A 25,762-nucleotide genomic window follows, 5' to 3' on the forward strand; every position below is an offset into this window, starting at 1 on the left:
TCACGGCCGACCAGCGTGCGGGACAGCACGCCTCTTCCGCATCCAGCGTGCGCAGGCTCGAAGTACGCTGCGCCACGTCGGCCTGCAAGGTCAGCCGTGCGGCACGGTACAGCGCTTCGACGCGCTCGGCGGTCGGCACCGGGCGGCATCGATGTTGTTGCGCACGCGGCCGAACAGGTCGACCTCATACGCCACGGTGGACTGCGCGCGCCAGTACGTCTGCGGCTGCACGGGCGCGCGACCGGCAAGCCGGCCGATGCCGCGACGCCCGCTGGCGCGTCGGGCCGAAGCCCACGTCCAGTTCCGGGAACAGCGATGCACGGTTGGCCTGCACGAAGGCGCGCGCCTGCGTCACGCGGGCGGCGGCGGCGGCCAGCGTGGGGCTGGCTTCAGCGGCCTGCGCTTCGAGCTTGTCGAGCGTCGGGTCGTTGAAGATCTTCCACCACGCGCCGTCGGCGGGCAGGGCGGGCTCGGCGGTCTTCCACTTGCCTTGCTCGTTTGCCGCCAGCGGTGCATCGGTCGCCTGCGCTGGCTGCGCTGCTTCCTTGAAGGCGTTGGGCGTGCCAACGTCCGGCTTCTCGTAGGTCGGGGCGAGCGAGCAGGCCGCGAGGAACAGCGCGGCGGCCAGCGCCAGCGGAGTCCAGCGGCCCGCGCGCATGGCCGGACCTGTTTGTTGTTGTGTCGACGCGTTCATAACGATGTCTTGATGAGTGTTGACCTTAGTGCTGGGTCGATGGCACGGGCAGCGCGCCGTCCAGGTCCAGATCACGATCGGGTGCGTCTTCCGAGCGCTGGCCGCGGCGTGCCGCCAGCGTGCGCAGCAGCACGTAGAACACCGGCGTGAGGAACAGGCCGAACAGCGTCACACCCAGCATCCCCGCGAACACGGCCACGCCCATGGCATGACGCATTTCCGCGCCGGCGCCGGTCGACACCACCAGGGGCACCACGCCCATGATGAAAGCGATCGACGTCATCAGGATCGGGCGCAGACGCAGGCGGCAGGCCTCGATGGCGGCTTCCACGATGGTGCGCCCTTGCAGCTCCAGCTCGCGCGCAAACTCCACGATCAGGATGGCGTTCTTACACGCCAGCCCCACCAGCACCACCAGACCGATCTGCGTGAAGATGTTGTTGTCTCCATGCGAGACCCACACGCCCAGCATGGCGGCGAACAGGCTCATCGGCACGATCAGGATCACGGCCAGCGGCAGCGTCAGGCTTTCATACTGCGCAGCCAGCACCAGGAACACCAGCAGCACGCAGATCGGGAAAATCCACACGGCCGAATTGCCCGCCAGGATCTGCTGATACGTCAGGTCCGTCCACTCGAAGCGCACGCCCTTGGGCAGCGTTTCATGCGCGATGCGCTCCACGGCCGCCTGCGCCTGGCCCGACGAGAAGCCCGGGGCCGGGCCACCGTTGATGTCGGCAGCGGTGTAGCCGTTGTAGCGCACGACCATGTCCGGCCCGAAGCCTTGCGACACACGTAGCAGCGATGACAGCGGCACCATCTCGCCTGCGGTGTTGCGCGTCTTCAGCTGCAGGATGTCTTCTGCATGGGCGCGGAACGGCGCGTCTGCCTGCACCTTCACCTGATACGTGCGGCCGAAGCGGTTGAAGTCGTTCACGTACAGCGAGCCCAGATACACCTGCATGGTGTCGAACACGTCCGTGACCGGCACGCCAAGCTGCTTGGCCTTCACGCGGTCCAGGTCGGCATTCAACTGCGGCACGTTGATCTGGTAGCTGGAGAACGACGGGCCCAGCTCAGGCGTCTTGCGTGCCTTGGCCATGAAGGCCTGCGTGGCGGCAAAGAGCTGTTCGTAGCCGACCGAACCGCGGTCTTCGATCTGCATCTTGAAGCCACCCACCGTGCCGAGGCCCTGCACCGGCGGCGGCGGGAACACCGCGATGAAGGCGTCCTTGATCGCACCGTACTGCTGGTTCAGCTGCCCTGCGATGGCGCCGCCCGACAGGTTGGCGCTCTTGCGCTGGTCAAACGGCTTGAGCGTGACGAACACGATGCCGGCGCTCGGGCTGTTGGTGAAGCCGTTGATCGACAGGCCCGGGAACGCCACGGCGCTTTCCACGCCGGGGTGCTTGAGGGCGATGTCGGACATGCGGCGGATCACGTCTTCCGTGCGGTCAAGCGAGGCACCGTCCGGCAGCTGCGCGAAGCTCACGAGGTATTGCTTGTCCTGCATCGGCACGAAGCCGCCCGGTACCTTGTTGAACAGCAGCGCGGTCGCACCGATCAGCGCCAGGTAGATGCCCAGCATCACGGCCTTGCGGCCGATCACACGCGAGGTGCTGCGGCCATACGACTCCGATGCCGCACCAAACACGCGGTTGAACGGACGGAAGATCCAGCCCAGGCCCTTGTCCATCGTGCGCGCCAGCCAATCCTTCGGCGCGTCGTGGCTCTTGAGCAGCAGGGCGGCCAGCGCCGGCGACAGCGTGAGCGAGTTGAAGGCCGAGATGACGGTCGAGATGGAGATCGTCAGCGCGAACTGCTTGTAGAACTGACCGGTCAGGCCCGTCATGAAGGCCAGCGGCACGAACACGGCAATCAGCGTCAGGGCAATGGCGATGATCGGGCCGCTCACTTCGCGCATGGCCTTGTACGTGGCCTCGCGTGGCGATAAGCCTTCGGCGATGTTCCGCTCGACGTTTTCCACCACCACGATGGCATCGTCCACCACGATCCCGATCGCCAGCACCAGCCCGAACAGCGACAGCGCATTGATCGAGAAGCCGAACATCAGCATCAGGCCGAACGTACCGATGATCGACACCGGCACCGCCAGCAGCGGAATGATCGACGCACGCCACGTCTGCAGGAACAGGATCACCACGAGCACCACAAGCGCCACCGCTTCCAGCAGCGTGTGCGTGACGGCTTCGATACTGGAGCGGACGAACTGCGTCGGGTCATAGACGATGCGGTAGTCGACGCCTTCGGGAAAGTCTTCCTTCAGTTCGGCCATCGTCTTGCGCACGTCATCCGAAATCTGCAGCGCGTTGGAGCCCGGCGCCTGGAAGATCGGAATGGCCACCGCCTGCTTGTTGTCCAGCAGCGAGCGCAGACCGTACTCCGACGCGGCCAGCTCGATGCGGGCCACGTCACGCAGGTACGTGACGGCGCCATCGGGCGAGCTTTTCAGGATGATGTCGCCGAACTCCTGCTCGGTCTTCAAGCGGCCCTGTGCATTGACGGACAGTTGCAGATCCGTACCCGGCAGCGACGGCGAGCCGCCGATCACGCCTGCCGCCACCTGCACGTTCTGGTCGCGGATGGCCTTGACCACTTCGTTGGCCGTCAGGCCGCGCTCGGCGACCTTGTTCGGGTCGAGCCACACGCGCATCGAGTAGTCGCCCGAGCCGAACAGCTGCACCTGGCCCACGCCGCTGATCCGTGCAAGGCGGTCCTTGACGTTCAGCACCGCGTAGTTGCGCAGGTACGTCATGTCGTAGCGGTCGTTGGGCGACAGCAAGTGCACCACCATCGTCAGGTCGGGGCTGCTCTTGATGGTCGTCACGCCCAGGCGCTGCACCACGTCGGGCAGACGCGGCAGCGCCTGCGACACGCGGTTCTGCACGAGCTGCTGTGCCTTGTCAGGGTCGGTGCCCAGCTTGAAGGTGACCGTCGTGGTCATGTTGCCGTCGCTGTTGGCTTGCGACTGCATGTACAGCATGTTTTCGACGCCGTTGATCTGTTCTTCGAGCGGCGAGGCGACGGTCTCGGCAATCACCTTCGGGTTGGCGCCCGGGAACTGCGCGCGCACCACCACCGAAGGCGGCACGACCTCGGGATACTCCGAGATCGGCAATCGCCAGATCGAGATGATCCCGATCAGCAGGATCAGCGTGGAAAGCACGCCCGCAAAGATCGGGCGGTCCACGAAAAATTTAGAGAAGTTCATGGCTGTGAGCGATGAGGTTCAGTCGCGATTGAGCGCAATCGGGGCCATCAGGCGCGGTCGGCCGGAAGGCGTTGTGCGTTGGCTGCGGTCTTGGCGTTCGCGGGCTTGGTTTCGGCCTTGGCGGCGGGTGCAGCGGATGTGTCGGCTTTGGCTTCGGCGGGTGCGGCAGGGGCGTCCGGCTGTGCACCCGGCAACACCACGCGCTTGGTGACGAGGCTATCCATGGTCACCGTGTTGGGTGCCACGGCGTCGCCCGGGCGCACGCGCTGGATGCCGTTCACGACGATGCGCTCACCGGCCTTCAGGCCCGACTTGACCACGCGCAGGCCGTCGATGGAGGCGCCAAGCACCACCGGGCGATAGCTCGTCTTGTTGGCCGCATCCACCACCAGGACGAATTTCTTATCCTGGTCCGTGCCGATGGCCTTGTCGGTGATGAGAATGGCGTCGTGCGGCGCGCCGGTGCTCATGCGCACGCGGGCGTACAGGCCCGGCGTGAGGCGGCCGTCGGCGTTGTCGAGCGTGGCGCGCACGCGGATGGTGCCCGAGCGCACGTCCAGCCGGTTGTCGACGGACTGGATCACGCCTTCGCGCGTGTAGCCGTCTTCATTGGCCAGCCCGATGTAGACCGGCGTCTTGGCGCCCTGGGCGGCCTTTTCGGAGTAACGCAGGTAGCTCTGTTCATCCGCATCGAACGCCACGTACATCGGCGAGACCGACACCAGCGTGGTCAGCACCGGCGCAGCGCCACCGGCAGAGACGACGTTGCCGACGGTGATTTCCGCGCGCGACACGCGGCCCGAGACCGGCGCCACGATGTGCGTGTACTCCAGGTTCAGCTTGGCGGCTTCCAGCGCGGCGGCGGCGCCTTGCAGGTTGGCTTGGGCCTCGCGTGCGGCGTTTTCCTTCTCTTCGAACTCGCGGCGTGCGATGGCGTTGTCGGCCACCAGCTTCTGCGCACGGTCCAGCTCCGACGTGGTGTAGGCCACGCGCGATTTGGCGGCTGTCAGCGCGGCTTGTGTGCGGGCCACTTCAGCCGCGTAGGGGCGCGGGTCGATGGTGAATAGCGCGTCGCCCTTCTTGACGATGCTGCCGTCCTTGAAGTGAACGGCGGTGACGGTGCCGCTCACCAGCGGGCGGACTTCAACGCGTTGAACGGCTTCGATGCGGCCGGAAAACTCATCCCATTCGGAAACGTTCTTGGCCAGCACCGGCGCCACATCCACCGGCGTGGCGGCAGGCGCGGCGGCCGGCTGCTGCGAAGCGCCGGCACTGGAGACCAGACCGTAGGTGCCCACAGCTGCAACGCCGAGCACGGCGGCAACCGAAATGGCGAGTGTGCGTTTGGACAGGCTCATGATGACTCTCTCGATTTTGTTGGGTAGGCAAAGAGAAAAAGACTGGATAAAAGCGCGTTGGCCGCAGCGTAGAAATACGCGGGCGGCCTCGCACTCCGTTTCTTGTTGTATGGGTTCAGCCAGGCGTCTCCCCGGTCGGGTCTATGGAGGTGCGGTCCTTCCGGTCCGCACGTGGGCGGCGTTTGCGGGGGGCTGCTGCCTGCCGCGTCATGCCGAGGTGCCAGCGCAGGAAGCACGTCATCTCGTCTTGCGCCACGGCGCTCATGGCAATCGAGTCATGGCAGGCTTCGTTCACGCGCACGACCTGCGTGGCCACGCCCGCTTCAATGAGACATGCGGCATAGCGCTCGGCTTCGGTGCGCAGCAGGTCTTGGGGCGCGGTGAGCAGCAGGGCGGGGGGCAGGCCCTGCAGGCGGCGCGATTCCACCGGGGCGGCATAGGGGTGCACGCGCTCGGTCGGGCGGGGCAGGTACTGGCGATAGCAGTCGGCGCAGACTTCGGCCGAGTTGTCGGCGTCGGCCAGGTGGTCGGGGCGCATGCGGGCCATGGTCGGATCGAGCATCGGCGCGATCAGGACTTGCGCACGCAGGTTCGGGCCGCCACGGTCGCGCGCAATCATCGTCAGTGCGGCAGACAGGTTGCCGCCGGCGTCATGCCCGGCCACCGCGATGCGGCGGCGGTCAATACCCCATGCGTCGGCATGGTCGGCCATGCAGCACAGCGCGGCGTACACATCTTCGGGTGCGGCCGGAAAGGGCGCGGCCGGCGCCAGCGAATAGCCGACCGTGACCACCACCGCCGGCAATGTGGCGGCCAGGTGGCGCGCCGGCGCGTCAGCATCGTCGATCGAGCCGCGTACGAAGCCACCGCCATGCAGGTACAGCACACCGGGGCGGCGCAACGGTGCGGCGGCATCGTCGGCGTGCATTTCAGGGCGGAACACGCGCAGGCGGATGCGGCTGGCGTAGCCCTGGGTCCAATAATCTTCGGCCGTGACCGCGCGGGGCAGCGGCACGGCGCGGGCCGTTTCCTCGCACGCAGAAGCTTGCTCAGGCAGCGTCGATGCTGCGCCGCGCAAATTGTTATTCAGTGCAACATTTTTGGGGGCGGGCGTTGCGTACGGTCGCGCTGGACGAACAGCGGTCGATGCCGCATCGCTGGTCAGCGAGCGATCCGAAACAACGAGGCGCGGTGGAGAAGAACCCATGATGTCAGGCGGGGCTTACCTTTGCGGATAACCCGGATATCGATGGGCTGAATGATGGTGATTAGACGAACGCGGATAAATGCCTATAATCAGACATCACTATTAGTTGCAGCCGAACAATCAAAATTTACGGTTGTGCTACAAAGTGTCCTAGCTCAAGGCCGATCTTGTTGCACTGCGAAAACCCGTAGTCGCCGCCTTCCTGATCGCGCCCCATGCTCAGAATGCGTGGGTGTTCTCGAGCATGAGCAGACCCCTTGATTCCACAGGTCCGGCGCATTGCCCGTTTTGATCGGGCAGTGCGCCCGCCCCGTGGAGTCCGTCCCTAAGGAGCCGCAGATGGATCGCTTGCAGGCCATGCAGGTTTTCACGCGTGTCGTGGAAGCCAGCAGCTTCACCAAGGCTGCCGACAGCCTTCAGTTACCCCGCGCCACGGTGACGAACCTGGTGCAAAGCCTTGAGGCGCATCTCGGCGTGCGCCTGCTGCACCGGACCACGCGCCGTGTGAATGTCACGGCCGACGGCGCTGCGTATTACGAGCGCTGCGTGCGTCTGCTGGGCGATCTGGAAGAAACCGAGGCTGCCTTCTCCCAGAGCGCGTCGGGCGCGCGCGGCACGTTGCGCATCGATGTTCCAGCGTCGATTGGCAAACGGTTGCTCGTGCCGCGCATTCGCGATTTTCATGCGGCGTACCCCGATCTTCAGCTGGAGATCGGCATGAGCGATCGCACCGTCGACCTTGTGCAGGAGGGCGTGGATTGCGCCGTGCGCGGTGGCGAGTTGCAGGATTCCAGCCTGGTTGCGCGCCGCATCGGCCAGCTGTCGATGGTCAATTGCGCGTCGCCGGAATACCTGGCCCGCTGCGGCACGCCCAAGACGCTGGAAGACCTGCAGGACCACACGGCGGTGAATTACTTCTCTGCGCGCAACGGCCGCCGCATGGACTGGGATTTCGTGATCGACGGGCAGAAGCAGATCCACAAGGTGCGCAGCATGGTGTCGGTCAACGATGCCGAATCGGCAGTGGCGTGCGCGCTGCATGGCCTGGGGCTGCTGCAGACCTCGCGCTTCCTGGTGTACGAGCACCTGGTGTCGGGCGCCCTGGTGGAGGTGCTGCCGGACTATATCTCCGAGCCGTTGCCCATCTCGGTGGTGTATCCGCACAACCGGCACCTGTCGCCCAAGGTGCGGGTGTTCGTGGACTGGGTGGCGACGCTGTTTTCCGACCATCCGTGCCTGCAGCTCAAGGAAAATCCGCGGCTGCAGATTGTTAGCGCCGCCTGAACAGTTATTTCTGCAAAGTCGCATTTATCAGACGGGAGCAACGATCTATTCTGCCTTCCAAGCGCAACAACGAGCGCAAACGAACAAGGAACAGATCATGAACGCCCGTCTCTTCTCCGCCTTCTCCCGCCGCGCTGTCCTGGCCATGGTGGCCACCGTGTCGGCTTCCGCCGCGCTGCTGTCGCAGCCCGCAACGGCTTCCATCCAGCCCAACTTCGATGCGCCGGCCGCAACGCAGGCTGGCCGCTTCGACCCGTACACGCAGGGCGCCGATCGCCAGGCCGATACCTACGGTTACCTGTCGTGGAAGAACGATCGCTTTGATCCGTACAGCCAAGGCGCAGATCGCCAGGCAGATACGTATGGCTACCTGTCGTGGAATGGCGATGCAAGTTATCCGAACGGCGGTACTGCATCGCGCGCATAAACCGCGCAGCGACTGAATTTCTCCTCCTCCCCGTTGGCGGCGTGACTTCACCGGTCACGCCGCATTTTTATTGTTCAGGCGTCCGACAAGACCCTTGTAGCGCCAACGTGCCAAGGCACCCATGTTGGGTTGGGAGTATCGTGGCAGGCATGCAGACCGTCGTCCTCACGTTCGATTCCAACCTGACGCCGCTTCTTCCCCTGGCATTGCGCGGGCAGCCCGTGGCGCGCGCGTGGGCAGAGGGCGCCACGCTCAAGCACGCCATCGAGGCGCTTGGCGTGCCGCATACCGAGGTGGGGCGCGTGCTGGTAGATGGCCGGCCTATAGCGCTGGAGGCCATGCTCCCGGCCCAGGGCCATGTTGCGGTGGCCGCGGTGGCGCCCTCGTTGCCGGCGGCGCCGCTGCACTTTCTGTGCGACGCGCACCTGGGCGCCACCGCGCGCCTGCTGCGCATGGCCGGCTTTGATACCGCCTACGACAACAATTACGCCGACGCGGCCATCGAAGCGCTCGCCCACGAGGAAGACTGGATCGTGCTGTCGCGTGACCGCGAGCTTCTCAAGCGACGTGGCATCCGCCGTGGCGCATTCATCCGTGCGCGCGAGCCGCAGGCGCAGATGCGCGAAATCGTCACGCGCCTCCGGCTGGCGGACGTGGCCAGGCCGTTTTCACGCTGTCTCGAATGCAATGTGCCGCTGCGCATGCTGAGCGCCGAAGAGGCGTCCGCCAGCGTGCCGCCCCGCGTGCGCGAGCGCCAGCGGCTCTTCAGCACATGCGATGTGTGCCGGCGGATCTATTGGCCTGGTTCGCACTGGGCGCGCATGAATGCCGTGCTGAGCGACATGCTATGGCCTGAGGCCGACACATCCCCCGATGCAGCGGAGGCCGCCGAGCGGATGCCGCGCACCGGCAGCGCGGGTGCCTGACTTATTGCGACGGCGCGTTGCGCAGATCGGCCACGAAACGCTCGCGCCAGATGGTGAGATTGGCCGCGCGCAGCCGATCCATCATGTGGGCATAGCGCGCCTTGCGTTCTTCCAGCGGCATCGTCAATGCGCGGTTCAGCGCTTCGGCCATGCCGCGCGTGTCATATGGGTTGACGATGAGCGCGGCATCCAGCTCGCGCGCCGCGCCGGCAAAGCGCGACAGCACCAGCACGCCCGGGTCTTCGGGGTCTTGCGCGGCCACGTATTCCTTGGCGACGAGGTTCATGCCGTCACGCAGGGGCGTGACATAACCGATCTGCGCGCTGCGGAAGAGCGCCATCAACACGCGCCGTTCGTACTGCTTGTTGATGTAGCGGATGGGCGTCCAGTCCAGCTCCGAGTGCTTGCCGTTGATGCGGCCCGACTCCGCTTCGAGCCGTTGCCGGATCTGCTGATAGCTCTGCACGTCCTGGCGCGACGTGGGCGCGATCTGGATGAAGGTCACGTGCCGGCGATGGTCCGGAAAATCGTCCAGCAATTGCTCGAATGCGCGGAAGCGTTCCGGCAGGCCCTTCGAATAATCGAGCCGGTCCACGCTCATGATGAGTTTCGTGGGTGGCTGGCCTTGGCCTTGCCCCTGGGGCGCGATGCGCTCGCCGCGCACACTCGCATGCCGCATGAACGGATTGCGCCGCGCCAGCGACGCCTTCGCCTGCTGGGCGATCTCGTCCGGATGCACGCCGATCGGGTACACCTCGGCGCGCAGCGTGTGGCCATAGGCGTGCACGGGGCCGTTCTGTTCCTTCTGTTCGATGTAGCCGCGCGCCTCGCGCTCGATGTAGTCGTAGAAGGCGACGCGATCGGTCTCGGTCTGGAAGCCGACGAGGTCGTACGCACAGAGCGCACGCATGAGGTCTTCATGCGGCGGAATCGTCGTCAGGATTTCGGGCGACGGAAACGGAATGTGCAGGAAGAACCCGATGCGGTTGGTGAGCCCCAGCGCGCGGCACTCGGCAGCAAACGGGATCAGGTGATAGTCGTGTACCCAAAGAATGTCGTCGGGCTGCACCAGCGCCTTGAGCTGATGCGCGAACTGCGCGTTGACGCGCCGGTAGCCGTGGTACTCCTGGCGCTCGTAGCGCGACAGATCCACGCGGTAATGGAAGATCGGCCACAGCGTCGCGTTGGCAAAGCCGCGGTAGTACTGGTCGTAGTCTTTGCGGTTCAGGCCGACGGTGGCGTAGGTGATGTTGCCCTTGGTGACGATGTTGGGTTCGTGCGAAACGGTCGTCGCGGTTTCGCCACTCCAGCCAAACCAGATGCCGCCGGTTTCGCGCAGCGCATCGAACACGCCGACGGCCAGGCCGCCAGCCGTTCCCTGGCCTTCGGCAACGGGCGCAACGCGGTTGGAAACCACAATGAGTCGGCTCATGCGGCACCTCGCTTGGCCGGGGCCGTGAGCGTTGCCAGCCAGGCCCGCAATGCCGCCGCGTCCTGCACGCGCCAACGCGCCTGGCTCGGGCCTGCGCCCACTTTGATCGACCAGCCATCCAGCGCGTTGACGGCATCGAAGGCGCTTTCATCGGTCAGGTCGTCGCCGGCAAACAGCACCGTGCGGCCCATGAACGGCGGCTCGGTCATCAGCGTGTGCACCACGTCGCCCTTGCTGGCGCCGCGCGGCTTGAGTTCGACGACCATCTTGCCGGCCTGCAGGCGCACGTGATCGGCATAGCGGTGCGCCAGCCGATCAGCCAGCGTCAGCACAGCGTTCTCAGCTTCGGGCGCGTGGCGGTAGTGCAGGGCAAATGCAATGCCTTTGCTCTCCAGCACCACGCCGGAAAACTGCGTCGACAACTGCGTGAGTTCAGCGCGCAACTCGCGCTCCAGCCGGGCGAGCGCGTCGGCATCGGTGCTCAGACGGACGAAGCCGCCGTCTGCATAGCGGCGTTCGGCGCCGTGCACACCCGCGATAACGAGGCCGGGCAGCGACAGGCGTGACTCCACGTCGTGCACCGTGCGGCCGCTGATGATCGCCAATGCGCCCCCGCTGGCGGCATGCAGCGCGGCCAGCGATTCACGCAGCGGCGCGGAGACATGCACGGCATCGGGTTGCGGCGCGATATCGACCAGCGTGCCGTCAAAGTCGAGCAGGAAGGCCGTTTGCCCCAGGTCGAGCGGGGGCAGCGGCGCCGCGTTGGCAGAAGACTGAGGAGAGACGTTCTTGGACAAACCGGTTCTTGTGAATGTGCTTGATGCGCCTGTTCACGCAAGAACCGGGCCGACCGCGCCAGCCGTTGTCATTTCGGCATTCGCGGCGGGTCAGAGGGGGCTGCAGGATTGTAAAAACGGGCACGTGATGCAAAACCTTCATATCGCACGTGCCCAAGACATCACAGTGATGCCGCCAGCCGTGTGCCCTGGTCGATGGCGCGTTTGGCGTCCAGTTCGAGCGCCTCGTCAGCGCCGCCGATGACGTGCACCTTTGCGCCACCGGCCTGCAGCGGCTCCACCAGTTCGCGCAACGGTTCTTGCCCTGCACACAGCACGATGGAATCGACCGGCAACCATTCGGCGGCTTCGCGTTTTTCGCCGTAGCTCACCAGCAGGCCTTCGTCGCCGATGCCTTCGTAGTTGACGCCACCGACCATGCGCACGCCCAGGTTCTTCAGGCTTGTGCGATGGATCCAGCCGGTGGTCTTGCCCAGGCCACCGCCGAGTTTGCCGGCGCGCCGCTGCAGCAGGATGATCTCGCGCGCGGGTGTTTGCGGTTCGGGGCGGATGCCATCCACGCCGCCGCGCACTTCGGTCGGGTCTCCAACGCCCCATTCAGCGCGCCACGTCTGCAGATCGAGCGTGGGCGAATGGCCGTCGAGCGCGAGGAATTCCGCCACGTCGAAGCCGATGCCGCCCGCACCGACAATCGCCACGCGCTTGCCGACCGGCTTGCGGTGGCGCAGCACATCGATGTACGACAGCACGCTCGGATGGTCCTGCCCCGGGATCTTCGGGTTGCGCGGCGACACACCCGTCGCGATGATGATCTCGTCGTATTTGGCCGCGAGCAGTTGCTGTGCATCCACGCGCGTACCAAGGCGCAGCGTCACGCCCGTGGCTTCGACGCGGCGCGTGAAGTAGCGCAGCATCTCGTGAAATTCTTCCTTGCCCGGGATCGTCTTGGCCATGTTCAACTGGCCGCCGAGTTCCGGTGCTGCGTCGAACAAGTCCACGGCGTGCCCACGCTCGGCCAGCGTGATCGCCGCCGACAGCCCCGCAGGCCCGGCGCGACCACCGCAAAGCGGCGCTTGGCGGGTGTCGGGCGGATGACGAGTTCGGTCTCGTGACACGCGCGTGGGTTGACGAGGCAACTCGCAATCTTGGCCTTGAACGCGTGGTCCAGGCAGGCCTGGTTGCAGGCGATGCAGGTGTTGATGTTCTGCGCGAGATTCGTGGCGGCCTTGCGTACGAAGTCGGCATCGGCCAGCAGCGGCCGCGCCATCGAAACCATGTCGGCGCATCCGTCGGCCAGCACGGCCTCGGCCACCTCCGGCGTGTTGATGCGGTTGGACGTCACGAGCGGAATGCCGACCTCGCCCTTCATCTTCTTCGTCACCCACGCAAACGCCGCACGCGGCACGCTCGTCGCAATGGTCGGGATGCGTGCCTCGTGCCAGCCGATGCCCGTGTTGATGATGGTGGCCCCCGCGCGCTCCACGGCCTTGGCGAGCTGCACGACTTCTTCCCAGGAGCTGCCGTCCGGGATCAGGTCAATCATCGACAGGCGATAGATGATGATGAAATCCTTGCCGACCGCCTCGCGCGTGCGCTGGACGATTTCCACGGGCAGGCGCATGCGGTTGACATAGCTGCCGCCCCAGTCGTCCGTGCGCTTGTTGGTGTGCGTGACGAGAAACTGGTTGATGAAGTAGCCCTCGGAACCCATGATCTCGACGCCGTCGTAGCCGGCTTCGCGGGCCAGTTGCGCGCAGCGCACGAAGGCGCGAATCTGCCGCTCGATACCGCGTGCGGACAACTCGCGCGGTGTGAACGGGCTGATGGGTGAGCGCAACGCCGAGGGTGCCACCGCAAGTGGGTGATAGCCATAGCGGCCGGTATGCAGGATCTGCAGAGCGATCTTGCCGCCTTCCTCATGCACGGCGTTGGTGACCGTGCGGTGGCGGCGCGCTGCGCCATGTGTGGCCAGGCGCCCGGCAAAAGGCTTGGTCCAGCCGGCAATGTTGGGCGCGAATCCGCCCGTGACCATCAACCCGACATCGCCGCGTGCGCGCTCGGCAAAGTAGGCGGCCAGCCGGTCGAAGTGGTTGCCGTCTTCCAGCCCGGTGTGCATCGACCCCATCAGCACGCGGTTCTTGAGCGTGGTGAAGCCAAGGTCGAGCGGCTGGAGCAGGTGGGGGTACGGCGAGGAGGAGTAGGACGAGGAGGGCGTGGAGGCGGGCATGTCCGGCGCAGGGCAGGCGCTGCGATGATGTGGAAACGCGCCGGACGGTAGCACCCAAGCGCCCGTTGGAACAACAGGGCGGGGCTCTAGATGTGTGGACTGCGCGTCAGGATTTTCCCGACTTTTTCGTGTCGTCTTCTGCGGGCTTGCCCAGCAGCGCTTTCAGCAGTTTGTTCTGCGGAATCGCCTTGCCGGAGCCCTGGCCGGGCTTGCCGGTGCGCTGGCTGTCGCGCTTGAGGTTGTTGGCGATCTTCAGGCCCTTGAGTTTTTCGAGGTCGGTTTTCTTCACGATGGGGTCCGCAATGGGATACAGGAGCTGCGTGTTACGCTCGGCAGGATACGCGAAATTGCCAGACTCCCGGTCCGCCCACGCTCGTTTTTCAGCATTTCCGCTACCGCATTGACCGCATTCACGCCGCCCGCCACGCCCGTTCCGGATCTGTTTCAGCCCAGCCTGCAAGACTGGGCCGAGCGGCCCGCGCAAGCCTTCGAACATTGGCTGGCCGCGCGCGGCTATCGTGAATCATCGGCGACGGTGTATCGCGCGATGTGGCGCAAATGGCTGCGCTGGGCCGAATCGCACCAGCGCGCATTGTCCGACTGGAGCGCGGGCGACATCGCCGCTTTTCTCGACGAGTCGGGCCTGACCAAGCTGCATCGCTACCGCTACGCGCGTTTGATCGAGCGCGTCTTCCATCAGATCGAGCAACAACGCACGGGCACGCACAACCCGGCAAGCTCCGCTGTCCAGCAGAAGCTGGCCGAGGGCGAGAACGATCCGACCACGTTCCTGTCAGCCGCCGAGCGTGCGGCGATCGAGGCCTCACTGCAAGTGGGCGCGCAGGCCAGCGAGGCCGCCGCCAACGCAGCGCCTTCAAGCTGGCGCGCGACCGGGCGCTCGTCGCGGTCTGCCATGGCGCGGGCCTGAAGGTCGCGCAGGTGCAAGCGCTGCTGCTCCGCCAAGTGGATGAGGCGCTGGAGACGATCACCGTAGAGCGCACGCGCGGCCCGGCGTACAAGGCGCCCATGCTTGAAGCTGCGCGTCCGGCGCTGGCTGCCTGGCTGGCGGTGCGCGCACACGCCGAGGTGCCGGGGGAGCGCGTATTCGTTGCCGATGCGGGCGGGCGCGTCATGCATGCGGCGTCGGTCTACCGGCGCGTGGAGGCCTGGCTGGCCGCGCTGCCGGCGTTGCTGCACCGCAGCGAGCGGCTTTCGCCGCAGACGCTGCGTAACGGCTACACGGCCGCGCTGTTCGACGCAGGCGCAAACCCTGCTGAGGTTGGATACGCACTGGGCCTGCGCGATGCGACTTCGGCATGGCGTCTGCGCGCGGCCTATGCTGAGTGGCAGGCCGCCGCCCATCCCGACGGTCCGCCGTAGGCCGTTTTGTGGGCGGTTGGGCTCCAAACAGCCCGCGAACCGGTGGCAGCCTTTGCTATGATCGCGCTGTTTTGCGCGCTGCCGAGCAGGTTGACGCAGCGTAGAACGACGATGCCGGGCTCAAACCGGCACGCTAGCTCTCTCCTTCCTCGATACCTCGCACCCCCATGACAGAAACGATTCTGCTGACCGGCGCCACCGGCTACATCGCCTCGCACACCTGGGTTGAACTGCTGGATGCGGGTTACCAGGTGATCGGTCTCGACAACTTCTGCAACAGCAGCTCGACCGTGCTGTCGCGCATCGAGCAGATCACCGCCAAGACGCCCAAGTTCGTGCAAGGCGACGTACGTGACCGCCGCCTGCTCGACGACCTCTTTGCCAGCTCGCGCATCTCTGCGGTCATCCACTTCGCGGCGCTCAAGTCGGTCGGCGAATCGGTGCAGAAGCCGCTGGCCTACTACGACAACAACATGGGCGGGCTGGTGACGCTGTGCGCGGCCATGGCGCATGCGAATGTGCGCCAGCTGGTGTTCAGCTCCTCGGCGACGGTGTATGGCAACCCGCATACCGTGCCGATCACCGAATCGTTTCCGCTCTCGGCCACCAACCCGTACGGCCAGACCAAGGTGATGGGCGAGCAGGTGCTGCGCGATCTGGAGATTTCCAATGCGGCCTGGCAAATCGCCTATCTGCGTTATTTCAATCCGGTGGGCGCGCACCACAGCGGCCTGATCGGCGAGGACCCGCGCGGCATTCCCAACAACCTGATGCCGTATGTGGCGCAGGTGGCGGTGGGCAAGCGCGAGAAGCTTTCGATTTACGGTGGCGACTGGCCGACGCCCGACGGTACCGGTGTGCGCGACTACATCCACGTGGTGGATCTGGCGCGCGGGCACCTGTCGGCGCTCGACACGCTGCGCCGTGACAACCGCGGCTTTACCGTCAACCTCGGCACGGGCCGCGGGTATTCGGTGCTGGAAGTCGTGGAGGCCTACAAGCGCGCCAGCGGCAAGCCGGTGCCCTATCAGATCGTGGACCGCCGCCCTGGCGACATTGCAGCGTGCTATGCCGATCCGGCCCTGGCGGCGTCACTGCTCGGGTGGCGCGCGCAATACGGCATCGAGCGCATGTGTGAAGACTCGTGGCGTTGGCAGAGCATGAATCCGGACGGTTTCCAAAGCCGTGGCTGAATCCTTGAAGGCTTCGAACCCGCAGGAGATGCCCCGTCGTGGATGAGGCGTTGATCGTTCACCTGGTCAATACGCTGGCGCACGCGTTGTTGCCTGCGCTGCTGCCTTTTGTCGTGGCCTGTGGCGCAGGCAGTTTGCTGCTGCGCCTGCTCGATGACTTGCGCAGCGCTACCGCGTCGCGCACGCGCGTGCCGCTGGTCATGACAGCGCTGTTTGCCGCGATCGGGCTGTGGGCCGTGCCGCTGCTGCCGCTGCTTGCACGTTGGCCGCTGCACGAAGACACCGCTGTGCTCGTGATGACGCTGGCTTCGTTCTGCTGGAGCCTGGCTGTTGCCGCGCTGTGGTGCGTACTCGGCGGGCGGGCGGGCCTGATACGCGCCATGTTGCTGGGCGTGTTCCTGAGCGTGAGCGGCCCGGTGGCGGTGTTGTTGTTGGCGGGTGTAACGAGCTTCAGCGCCACTGCGTGGGAAGACGCTGGGCTGCTGGGTATCGTGATTGTTTTGTCGGCGGTGGCGTGCGCGGCGGCGCTGCAGCTGGCACTCTCGGCGCGGTCAGGCGCGACCGGTGTGGCGGTGCGCCGCCCGGGCGTGAGCCTGTTTGTGAGCGTGCTGTTCGGCACGGCGCTGACGGCGGATGCGGTGTACACGGCGTCGCTCGCGGGTTCGTTTTCGACGCTCTCCGCCGTGCCCGCCAATGCGCCGGCGGGGCTGGGGCTGCTGCTCGTGATGGGGGCGGTTGCCACGGTGCTCGCTGCTCTGCTGCTGGGCTATCGGGATCGCGCCACGGGCGACACCGCGGCTGCCGTCGCCGCGCGCGAAATCCGGCTGCGCAAGGAAACCGTACAGGCGCTCAACGATCTGGAGCAGAGCTACCGCCGCCGCGAAGCCGAACTCGTTGCCCGCCACCAATTGTTGCTCGACGGTGCAGATGTCGGCCTGTGGGAGTTCGATCTGGTCACGCGCGCGGCGCAGTTTTCCACGCGCTTTGCGGCCATGCTTGGCTACACGCTCAAGGAAATCGGCCCGAGCACCAGCGAATATCTCCGACTGGTGCATCCGGATGATCTGCCCATGGTGCTCAATCGCATCCAGGCACATGTTGACGGCAACACGCCGGCGTACGTGGCGGAATTCCGCATGCGGCACAAGGATGGCGGCTATCGCCAGATGGCCGCGCACGGCGTTGCGGTGCGAGACGCCGGTGGCCATGCGGTTCGCATGGCGGGCTCGCATATTGAGGTGGTCCAAAAGGCAGCCCTGGCAGAAATTGCCGTGGCAGCCGCTTCGACCGTTGCCGAAGCACCCGAAACGCTGCGTAGCCATGGGTTGTGGGAATCGTGGTCGCCGATCGATTCTTCTGCTGTAGAGGCGGTCCCCGCTCAACCCGCACCGACAGCCGCTCCTGCGTCAGCCGGCAGCGGCGCGCTTCCAAGCATCAACCCCAACGCGTTGCGTTGAAGTCTCTTTTTCCCGCCTTTTACAATCGGCAGCGTCTTCCTGGGTACATGCCCTACTCAAGTTTTCCCTGCGCGCGTTCGATAGCTCAAGCAGAGCGCGTGTAATCGCGCCAGGGGAGCGCCGCGATGCATCTGTGCCTTGCGGACAAAAGAAAACGCTTGGAGGGAAGGAAGATGAATCGACTCACGCTTCGTCAGAAGCTGTGGCTGCCGCTCGTCCTGAGTTGGCTGTGCCTGCTTGTCATCACATTGTGGAGTGCATGGGGCGCGCGCACCGTGCGAATGGAAGAGCGGCAACGCGATCTCCAGAACGTCAGCGCAACGGCGTTCAGCGTCATCAAGGAATACGCCCAGCTGGCGCAGGACGGCAAGATGACGGTGGACGAGGCCAAGGCCCAGGCCATCGCGCGCCTCAAAGACATGCGCTATGGCACCGACGGTTATTTCTCGCTGTCGAGAACCGACACCGTATCGGTCATGCACCCGATCAAGCCCGAGATGGTCGGCAAGAACATGTCCGCCGCAACGGATCCGGAAGGCAAACACCTGTTCGTGGACATCGCGCAAACGGCCAAGGCGGGCGGCGGGTTCGTGCGCTATCTCTGGCCCAAGCCCGGCAGCGACAAGGCTGAGCCCAAGCTGACCTACGTCTCGTACTACCAGCCTTGGGACTGGTCGATGACGACGGGGCTGTATATCGATGATGTGGATGCAGCGTTCCGCACATCCCTGATCCAATCGCTGAGCCTGCTGTTTGGTATTGGCTTGGTGATGACGGTGGTTGTGGTGGCCGTGACGCGCGGCTTGCAACGCCAGTTGGGCGGTGAACCGGCTTACGCGGCGGACATCGCCGCGCGCATCGCCAGCGGCGATCTGGCGTTGCAGGTGCACACGCGCCCGGGGGATCGGGACAGCATGCTGTTCGCCATGTCGCAGATGCAGCAGCAACTGACCGGCACGATTAGCGACATCAAGAACTCGGCCGATTCCATCGCCAGCGCCACCAAGCAGATTGCCGCCGGCAATGCCGACCTCTCGCAGCGTACGGAGCAGCAGGCGTCTTCGCTGGAAGAAACGGCATCGAGCATGGAAGAACTGACCAGCATCGTGAAGCAGAACGCCGACAACGCCCGTCAGGCAAGCACGCTCGCCGTCAACGCGTCGGATATTGCGGTCAAGGGCGGGGAGGTGGTCGGCCGGGTGGTCGAGACCATGTCCGGCATCAACGAGAGCAGCAAAAAGATTGCCGACATCATCGGTGTGATCGAAGGTATCGCTTTCCAAACCAACATCCTGGCGCTGAATGCAGCCGTGGAGGCGGCGCGCGCGGGTGAGCAGGGCCGCGGTTTTGCCGTCGTTGCCGGAGAGGTGCGCAGCCTGGCGCAGCGCTCTGCGAGCGCGGCCAAGGAGATCAAGGAGTTGATCGGCGATTCGGTGGGCCGTGTGCAGAACGGCTCGGCGCTGGTGGAAGAGGCCGGTGTGGTGATCCAGGACGTGGTGACTGCAGTGAAGCGCGTCACGGACATCATGGGCGAGATTTCTGCGGCGTCTGAAGAGCAGAGTTCCGGTATCGAGCAGGTCAACCAGGCCGTGAACCAGATGGACGAAGTGACGCAGCAGAATGCCGCGCTCGTGGAACAGGCAGCCGCCGCTGCCCTGTCACTGGAAGAGCAGGCGCAATTGCTGCGCACGGCAGTGGGGCGCTTCCAGGTATAACTGCCCGGCTTCTGTCGCGCAGAAAGGCAAAAGGCCGGCAAATTCGCCGGCCTTTCTCTTGTGTGGTTTCCGGCGCGCCTCTTTGTGCGGGCTCGGAATGCTGCGCTGAAAGCGCTGCTCAGGCGACCAGAAAATCCTCCATCTTCCGGCCCGACGACAGCTCTTTGACCAGCCAGCCCGGGCGCTTGCCGCGACCCGTCCAGGTGTTGCCGTTGTTGTCGCGGTAGCGCACCGGCACCTTGCGGCCAGCCTTCTTCGAGGCCACGGCGCCCTTGGTGCCAAAACCGAGGTCTTCGGCGGTCAGGCCGTATTCCACGATCTTGTGCTTGATTTCAGCGATCACCGTCGCTTGTTCATTTGCCCGGAGTTCATCGGCTTGGCGCTGCAGTTCAGAGATCTTCTGAACGATTTCCTTGTAAGTCGGCATTATGGATTCCTCAGCTTTGCAATTGAAACGTGGGCACGCTCCCCGTAGCCCAGGGCATTATAACGACTTTGCAGGAGAGAATTGAATTTCGTTAAGACCTCATGTCAACGACGTGGATTTTCTGCCGCACTGCATTTTGCGCAAACCTGCGCGGGGCGGGGTTTTGCGCGATGTGTCGAAATCGTAAACACATGAATCATTGCAAAACCATTGGCCTGTATTGCAATCGGTCCAGTGCAGCCACTACGCAATTTCTACACAATGTTTTTATGTGACTGCTTCATTGCTTCGGCAATCGCCGGCCGACGTGGCCAAATATTTCCGAATATGAAGATGAAAGGTTTATGAAAGGTCAGGCGTGAATGCATCGAAATGGCGCATTTTCTGTGCCGCCTATTTGAGGCGATCGGTTCAGGCGTACTCGATTCCAAGTAACCCCTGAAAATCCTTGGCCGGCATTGGACGCGCCAGCAGATAGCCCTGGACCTGATCGCATTGCAGATTCACGAGGGCCTGCATTTGCGCTTCGGTTTCCACACCTTCCGCCACCACGGTCATGTCCAATGAGTGCGCCATGGCGCAGATGGCGCGAATGATGGCGGCTGCCTCGGGCGGGTTGTCGTCGAGCGCAGAGACGAACGCGCGATCGATCTTGATCTGCTGGGCGCGAAATCGCTGCAGATAACTGAGGCTGGAATAACCGGTGCCGAAGTCGTCGATGGCCACCTCAAAGCCGAGTGATTGGATCTGGCGGATGACCGCGATGCTCTGACCGGCATCGCGCATGGCGGCCGTCTCGGTAATCTCGAACATCAGACGATGCGCGGCAACCTGATAGCGATGCAGGATCTGCGACAGGCGCTGCACGAGATCAGGCTGCTGGAATTGCCGTGGCGAAAGGTTGACGGCAATGCGCTGCGGCGACATGCCGATGGCATCCCAATGCATGATCTGGCGGCAGACTTCTTCGACCACCCAGTCGCCCAGTTCAACGATGGTGCCGGTGCGTTCGGCCAGCGGGATGAACTCCGCCGGCGACACCGGGCCCAGCTCCGGATGGTTCCAGCGCAGGAGCGCCTCAGCGCCGGTCATGGCTTGCGTGCGCGCATCGAACTTCGGCTGGTAGTACACCGACAGCTGCCCGTTGAGGGCCGCATGCGAAAGCGCACGTTGGATCTGCAGCACGCGGTGCGCCGTGGTGTTCAGGCGCGGCTCGAAGAAGCGATAGGCGTTGCCGGTGGACTGCTTGCAATCGAACATGGCTGTGTCGGCATGTTCGAGCAGCGTGTCTGCCGTCGCGCCGTTGTGCGGATGAACGACGACGCCGATGCTGGCGGTGGCGCGCAGGCGCCGGCCTTCCACTTCCACCGATTCGCGCAGGCGGAACAGCAGCTTGTCGCCGATGGTGGCGGCAGCCTCGGGCAGCGCCAGACCTTCCACCAGGATGCCGAATTCGTCGCCACCCAGGCGCGCCACGGTGTCTTCGCCGCGAATGGCCTGGCGCAGGCGCTCGGCAATGATCTGCAGCACGCGGTCGCCGGCATTGCGGCCGTATTGGTCGTTGATCTGTCCGAAGTTGTCGAGATCTAGATAGAAGAGGGCAAACGGACGCCCGCGCCGTGTAGACGACAGGATGGCCGCCTCCAGCGCTTCGCGCAGATGCAGGCGGTTCGGCAGTCCGGTCAGCGCGTCGTGCAGTTGCGGGCGCGGCGCCTGGTTCGCCACCCGCGCCAGCGATGCTTCCAGATGTGCCTGCGCCGAGTCGACCCGGGTTTCAAGCATCATCAGCACGGCATGCAAGCCCAGTGCGATCAGCACGCCGCCGGCACTGAGCATGATGACGGGCACGATATGCGTCGTCGACTCGTCGGCCGGCCATGCCGCGGCGCTTGGCCACAGCACGAGCGATAGCACAGCAGAAGTGGCCAGCACGGCGGCGGCACGTGCACGCAGACCCACAGCGGCGCGACGCTGCGCGGGCGGCATATGAAATGCCATGCACATCGCCAGGCACACGCCTGCGCCGAGCACCGTCGTACCGCCGCCCCAGCCAAGCAAGGCACGGCGCAGCGACAAGCCCTCGTCATGCACCCACGGGCGCGTCAGATACAGCTCCGTCGCCAACAGCCCGATGCCAAGCGCCACGGCACCCATGGCAATGCTACGTCGCTGCGAAGCCTGTGCGCCATTGGAAGCCGATGGGTCTGGCAGCAAGATGGAAAACGCCGCCAGCGCTGCGGCCAGCGTTGTCATGAGCGTCGCCGCAATGGGCGCGGATATGGGCGCGCCGACCTGCCGATGCAGGCCGAGCTGGCCGAGCCAAAGCCCCGACCACAACCCAATGCCAAGAATGGCCGCGCAGGCGATGCGCCAGTTGCGGCGTTTTGCGATCGTCGAGCCCCCCGGCAGACGTGTCGCAGCGTCCAGTGCGGCAAACGTGGTCAGCCCAGTGCTGACCCACGCAAACAGCAGCAGCGCAATATGGAAATCGTTATGCATGCAAGCGCATCCGGCGCGGCCCCCCGATCTACGACCAGCGCCTAGTCTGTGTTTTGCGGCGAGGATAGCGCAAAAACCTGTCGTTTCAGGCCGCGAAAAGGTGCGTTTGTTGCGCGCTATTCACAGAATGCGTCGGGATCATTCGCCGCTACCGCTTTGCATCAAGCAAGCCTGACGGCGCGACGCCTGTCTTGAAGGATCGGCAGAAACCGGCGAAACGTGAGCCGGGTATACGCGGATGGATCGACGCCCGTGAATGGGCGTCGGAAGTGATGCGAAGTCGGAGCGGCCGCCGAGCGTGAACTCAGGCGTTGAGGCGGCCGCGCCGGCGCGCCGTCGGCGTGGCGGCACCGGCACGTTCGAGGTCGACGCTGGGCAGCAGGTGCAGCAGGCGTACCAGTTCGGACTGGCGATGCGTCCCCGTCTTGCGCAGGATGTCGCGGATGTGCACGCGTACCGTGTGCAGCGAGAGGAATTCGCGTTCGGCAATTTCCTGCAGGGTTTCACCTGCGGCCAGCCGCGCAGCGACGATGCATTCCTTGTTAGTGAGGCCGAAGAGCGAAGCGAGCACGCCGGCGTCCATGACGGAGCGCGCCTCGGAATTGCCCACGAGCACCAGCGCCAGCGGCGAAGCCCAGGACGAACGCATCGCATCGGAAGGCGTGAGCGGCGTGGCAATGAACGGCACCGGCCGGCCGTCGCGCGCCAGGTACATCCACGAACCGGCCGCGCCTTGTACGCCGAGCGACCCGGCGGCGTGTTCGATGAGGTTCCGCAGCGCTGCGTCGTGCGTGTGGTCTGCCGAATGCAACAGGCTGCCATCAAGCGACAAACGGTCGTCTTCCGTCGTCATCGTGCGCGCCCAGGCATTGGCGTATTTCACGCGCATGCTGCGCTCGATGACCATCACGCCAAAGTCCAGCGTATCCAGCCCGGCCATGCCAAGCGCGGCGAGTTCGTTCAGTTCGAGGTTGCGCTGCTGCATGCGGGCCGCCCGCTGCAGGTGCGGCAGCACGCGCTGCAGGCGGCTTTCGCGCTCGATGGCGCTGACCTCGGAGAGATCGTCGTCGCGCGTGCGCAGGCGCATCATGACGCGCATGTCGGGCGTATCGATCAGGGTCATCGCGGCCGACGCGTTTCTTCGGGTTGCGCGGTGTCGGACAGTTGGAGGTCTTGGCAGAAGGTGTTGCAGTGTCCCTGTTGCGGACAGTCTTGGCACCAGCCCGACGAAACGCCATGGCGGGGCGTGTCGGTGTGCTTGTCCCAGACGAAATAGTGTGCGCTTTCGGCGCCGGCGTAGACAGAAAGCAGGGCCAGGGCGATCGGCATCTGCGCAGGCTCGAGTACCGCCTCGTAGATGGTATCGACGAGTCGATGGAATTCTGCGTCATCCGATAGACGTTGCAGCATGATGGCCCCCGGTGCGTATTGCGACAGCTCAGGGTGCAATCCCTTGCTGTCGGCGTGGTGCGGCGTGATGCCGCCGTCGCTGTAATGATTATTGTTGTTCTGCGCGACTTCTGTGGTAATCGGCAACTCTTTGGAAAAACTTAACATTCCGCTTTCGATGCTCCCAAATTCCGGCGGCGATGTATCCCCCCCTTGAGAGGGGAGTATGGTCGACTTTCAGCGCTGAAAATATAAAAAATATAAAAAGTTCGTTCACATGTTCACGATGCCGCGCGTGTCAGTTGAACTGGTAGGTGTAGGCCGCGTTGAAGCGCAGACTGCGGGAGCTGGAATTGATCGGTTTGTCGCCGACCGGGCGCGCGATGGCGAGGTCCAGCGTGTAGTACTTCCGGTCGGAGAAGCGCACGCCCAGCGCGATGGAACCGAGTTGGTCGTGCACGAGTGTGCCCGCGTTCGAATAGACCTTGGCGGTGTCATACAGCACGTAGGGTTGCACGGTCTTCAGGTAAGCCATCGATACCTGGAATGCGCGGTTGAGCTCAACCGAGGCGCCCCAGCCGCGATCGCCTGCTACTTCACCGGCCGGGTAGGCGAGACCGAAGAAGCGGCCGCCAAAGCTGATCTGTTCCGATGACGGCAGCACCGCACCGCTGTACTGCGCCGCACCCGACACCACCACGCCGAAGCCCAGCGGGAGGTCGTGCGCTTCGCTGGCCGTGATGCGCGTGCGCAAGAAACTGAGGTCGACGTTGTTGTTGGGCGACTTGCCGGCGCCCAGGCTGTTGATGCCTTGATACAGGCCCAGCGACGCGCGGCGCGTTTCCCCGGGGTTCACCTCGGTGTAAAGCGCTTCGGCGCCCGCCACGCGCACCTTGGCATCCAGTTCGGTCTGCGCAAAACCGGGGTTCTGCGGCGTATAGCGCTGCTTGTCGTCGTTGCCGTAGAAGGTGCCCGTCACCGTCAGGTTGCGCGTGTTCGACAGCAGTACCGGATACGTCAATGACAACCCGAGCCGCTGCGTGTCGGTCAGGTAGCGCGATTGATAGCCCAGTTGCTCCAGCGGCAGATTCTCGGGCATGCCGCGATAGTGCGACCACGTCAGCTTGGCCAGCAGCCCGTCGGTGCCGATCGGCTGTGCCCACGTGGCGGAGTAGAACGTCTCATGGTCCGACCCGCGCGGTTGCAGTGTCGACACGGTGATCTGTTCGCCCAGCGGCGTCACGCTGTTGAGCGTGCCGGTGATGATGGCCCGCACCCCGGGCGATCGGTATTCAACGCCCGTACCGATGGTGTATGGCTGGCGCTTTACGTTCAACACGAGTTCGCTCGCGCCATCGGTGGTGGTAGGCGGCTGCACGGTCGCGGTGATCTGCACGCCGGGCTGCAGCGCCAGCACGCCGGTCACGCGCTCGAACGTTTCGCGGCGCAGGGGCTTCTCATTCATCAGGCGCTGCGAGATGTCTCGCAGGCGGCCTTCCAATGGCCCGGGCGTTCCCTCGATGCGCATGCGTGCCACATAGCCTTCGACCACCGTGACGCGCACGACGCCGCCTTCAAAGGTCTGTGCCGGCACAAAAGCAAACGAGAGCGGGAAACCGCGGTCGGCGTACAGCTTGGTGACATCGTTCGCAGCCTGGAGCAGTTGCGCGACCGTGACGTCATGCCCGGCCAGCGGCGCGAAATGCGCTGCGACTTCGGGAAACGGCAGCGTCTTGACGCCTTCGATCTGGAACTTGGTCGGAGTGAGATGCGAGGCGAGCAGGTTTTCCAGCGCCGGATTCGGCCGTTGCACTTCCACCTGAATCTTCTGCTGGGGCGGACGGGAGGTATCGACCTTCGGAAGCGTGTCGATCGGGTTGCCTTGGTTGGGGCTGCTCTGGGCCCAGCTCAGTGCCGGGCCGGTCAGTGCTACGCCTGTGGCCAGGGCCAACCGCATGGTGGTGGTCCGCACGCCTGTCTCCTCCGTGATTTTCGTTTGTGGTGTCGCGAAGCCGTGCAGCCGCGCGTTGCATCAAACGATAACCGCGAGACATGGTGCTTTACAACAAGACACATACAGGGAGCGTTCACGCGGCGCAACGGCCCAGGTAGATAGCG

General features: G+C 64.7%; 15 protein-coding genes and 4 pseudogenes. 7 read left to right on the plus strand and 12 right to left on the minus strand.

Annotated elements, in window-relative coordinates; translation table 11 throughout:
* From FUT88_RS09485 to FUT88_RS09500, 4 genes and pseudogenes are all read right to left on the minus strand, one after another.
* Nucleotides 1-694: pseudogene (locus FUT88_RS09485) on the minus strand (TolC family protein); the annotation flags it as partial.
* Nucleotides 695-719: 25 nt separating this feature from the next.
* On the minus strand, nt 720-3,926 hold the full coding sequence (locus FUT88_RS09490; protein WP_147214755.1) for an efflux RND transporter permease subunit: 3,207 nt from the start codon (nt 3,924-3,926) through the stop codon (nt 720-722).
* A 47-nt stretch (nt 3,927-3,973) separates the two neighbouring features.
* On the minus strand, nt 3,974-5,284 hold the full coding sequence (locus tag FUT88_RS09495) for an efflux RND transporter periplasmic adaptor subunit (protein ID WP_147214756.1): 1,311 nt from the start codon (nt 5,282-5,284) through the stop codon (nt 3,974-3,976).
* Nucleotides 5,285-5,399: 115 nt separating this feature from the next.
* Nucleotides 5,400-6,491 carry an alpha/beta hydrolase gene (locus tag FUT88_RS09500; RefSeq protein WP_147214757.1) on the minus strand — a complete coding sequence of 364 codons (1,092 nt, stop codon included), beginning with the start codon at nt 6,489-6,491 and terminating at the stop codon, nt 5,400-5,402.
* 339 nt (nt 6,492-6,830) lie between these two features.
* Here FUT88_RS09500 and FUT88_RS09505 point away from each other — a divergent pair, with 339 nt between their 5' ends.
* The 3 genes from FUT88_RS09505 (at nt 6,831) to FUT88_RS09515 (ending at nt 9,128) form a co-directional block, all read left to right on the plus strand.
* A complete protein-coding gene (locus tag FUT88_RS09505) occupies nt 6,831-7,775 on the plus strand; it encodes a LysR family transcriptional regulator (protein WP_147214758.1) in 945 nt (314 codons plus the stop codon).
* Between the two features lie 97 nt (nt 7,776-7,872).
* Nucleotides 7,873-8,202 carry a hypothetical protein gene (locus FUT88_RS09510; protein ID WP_147214759.1) on the plus strand — a complete coding sequence of 110 codons (330 nt, stop codon included), beginning with the start codon at nt 7,873-7,875 and terminating at the stop codon, nt 8,200-8,202.
* 149 nt (nt 8,203-8,351) lie between these two features.
* Nucleotides 8,352-9,128, plus strand: coding sequence for a Mut7-C RNAse domain-containing protein (locus FUT88_RS09515; protein ID WP_147214760.1), 777 nt, complete (start codon nt 8,352-8,354; stop codon nt 9,126-9,128).
* Nucleotide 9,129: 1 nt separating this feature from the next.
* Here the strand turns inward: FUT88_RS09515 and otsA are convergent, their stop codons facing one another.
* The 4 genes and pseudogenes from otsA to FUT88_RS09535 form a co-directional block, all read right to left on the minus strand.
* Nucleotides 9,130-10,560: an alpha,alpha-trehalose-phosphate synthase (UDP-forming) gene (gene otsA, locus FUT88_RS09520; protein ID WP_027679069.1), complete on the minus strand. Its 1,431-nt coding sequence runs from the start codon at nt 10,558-10,560 to the stop codon at nt 9,130-9,132.
* Entirely contained in the window at nt 10,557-11,357 is an 801-nt protein-coding gene (gene otsB, locus FUT88_RS09525; RefSeq protein WP_147214761.1) for a trehalose-phosphatase, read from the minus strand. The genes otsA and otsB overlap by 4 nt, the downstream gene beginning before the upstream one ends.
* A gap of 161 nt (nt 11,358-11,518) precedes the next feature.
* Nucleotides 11,519-13,584: pseudogene (locus tag FUT88_RS09530) on the minus strand (FAD-dependent oxidoreductase).
* A gap of 106 nt (nt 13,585-13,690) precedes the next feature.
* Nucleotides 13,691-13,873, minus strand: coding sequence for a hypothetical protein (locus FUT88_RS09535; RefSeq protein ID WP_261797085.1), 183 nt, complete (start codon nt 13,871-13,873; stop codon nt 13,691-13,693).
* Between the two features lie 111 nt (nt 13,874-13,984).
* Here FUT88_RS09535 and FUT88_RS09540 point away from each other — a divergent pair.
* The 4 genes and pseudogenes from FUT88_RS09540 (at nt 13,985) to FUT88_RS09555 (ending at nt 19,329) form a co-directional block, all read left to right on the plus strand.
* Nucleotides 13,985-14,964: pseudogene (locus FUT88_RS09540) on the plus strand (tyrosine-type recombinase/integrase).
* Between the two features lie 167 nt (nt 14,965-15,131).
* A complete protein-coding gene (gene galE, locus FUT88_RS09545) occupies nt 15,132-16,157 on the plus strand; it encodes a UDP-glucose 4-epimerase GalE (RefSeq protein WP_147214762.1) in 1,026 nt (341 codons plus the stop codon).
* A gap of 38 nt (nt 16,158-16,195) precedes the next feature.
* Nucleotides 16,196-17,614, plus strand: a complete 1,419-nt coding sequence (locus tag FUT88_RS09550; protein WP_147214763.1) for a PAS domain-containing protein — start codon at nt 16,196-16,198, stop codon at nt 17,612-17,614.
* A gap of 173 nt (nt 17,615-17,787) precedes the next feature.
* Nucleotides 17,788-19,329, plus strand: coding sequence for a methyl-accepting chemotaxis protein (locus FUT88_RS09555; RefSeq protein WP_147214764.1), 1,542 nt, complete (start codon nt 17,788-17,790; stop codon nt 19,327-19,329).
* Nucleotides 19,330-19,447: 118 nt separating this feature from the next.
* Here the strand turns inward: FUT88_RS09555 and FUT88_RS09560 are convergent, their stop codons facing one another.
* From FUT88_RS09560 to FUT88_RS09575, 4 genes and pseudogenes are all read right to left on the minus strand, one after another.
* Nucleotides 19,448-19,756, minus strand: coding sequence for an H-NS family nucleoid-associated regulatory protein (locus tag FUT88_RS09560; RefSeq protein WP_147214765.1), 309 nt, complete (start codon nt 19,754-19,756; stop codon nt 19,448-19,450).
* Nucleotides 19,757-20,167: 411 nt separating this feature from the next.
* A complete protein-coding gene (locus FUT88_RS09565; RefSeq protein ID WP_147214766.1) occupies nt 20,168-22,255 on the minus strand; it encodes a putative bifunctional diguanylate cyclase/phosphodiesterase in 2,088 nt (695 codons plus the stop codon).
* Nucleotides 22,256-22,559: 304 nt separating this feature from the next.
* Nucleotides 22,560-23,812, minus strand: a pseudogene (locus FUT88_RS09570) (helix-turn-helix transcriptional regulator).
* Nucleotides 23,813-23,942: 130 nt separating this feature from the next.
* Nucleotides 23,943-25,616, minus strand: a complete 1,674-nt coding sequence (locus tag FUT88_RS09575) for a ShlB/FhaC/HecB family hemolysin secretion/activation protein (RefSeq protein ID WP_147214767.1) — start codon at nt 25,614-25,616, stop codon at nt 23,943-23,945.
* Nucleotides 25,617-25,762 lie beyond the last annotated feature (146 nt).

This window comes from Ralstonia sp. TCR112 (assembly GCF_007997035.1).
GTDB lineage: Bacteria > Pseudomonadota > Gammaproteobacteria > Burkholderiales > Burkholderiaceae > Ralstonia > Ralstonia edaphi.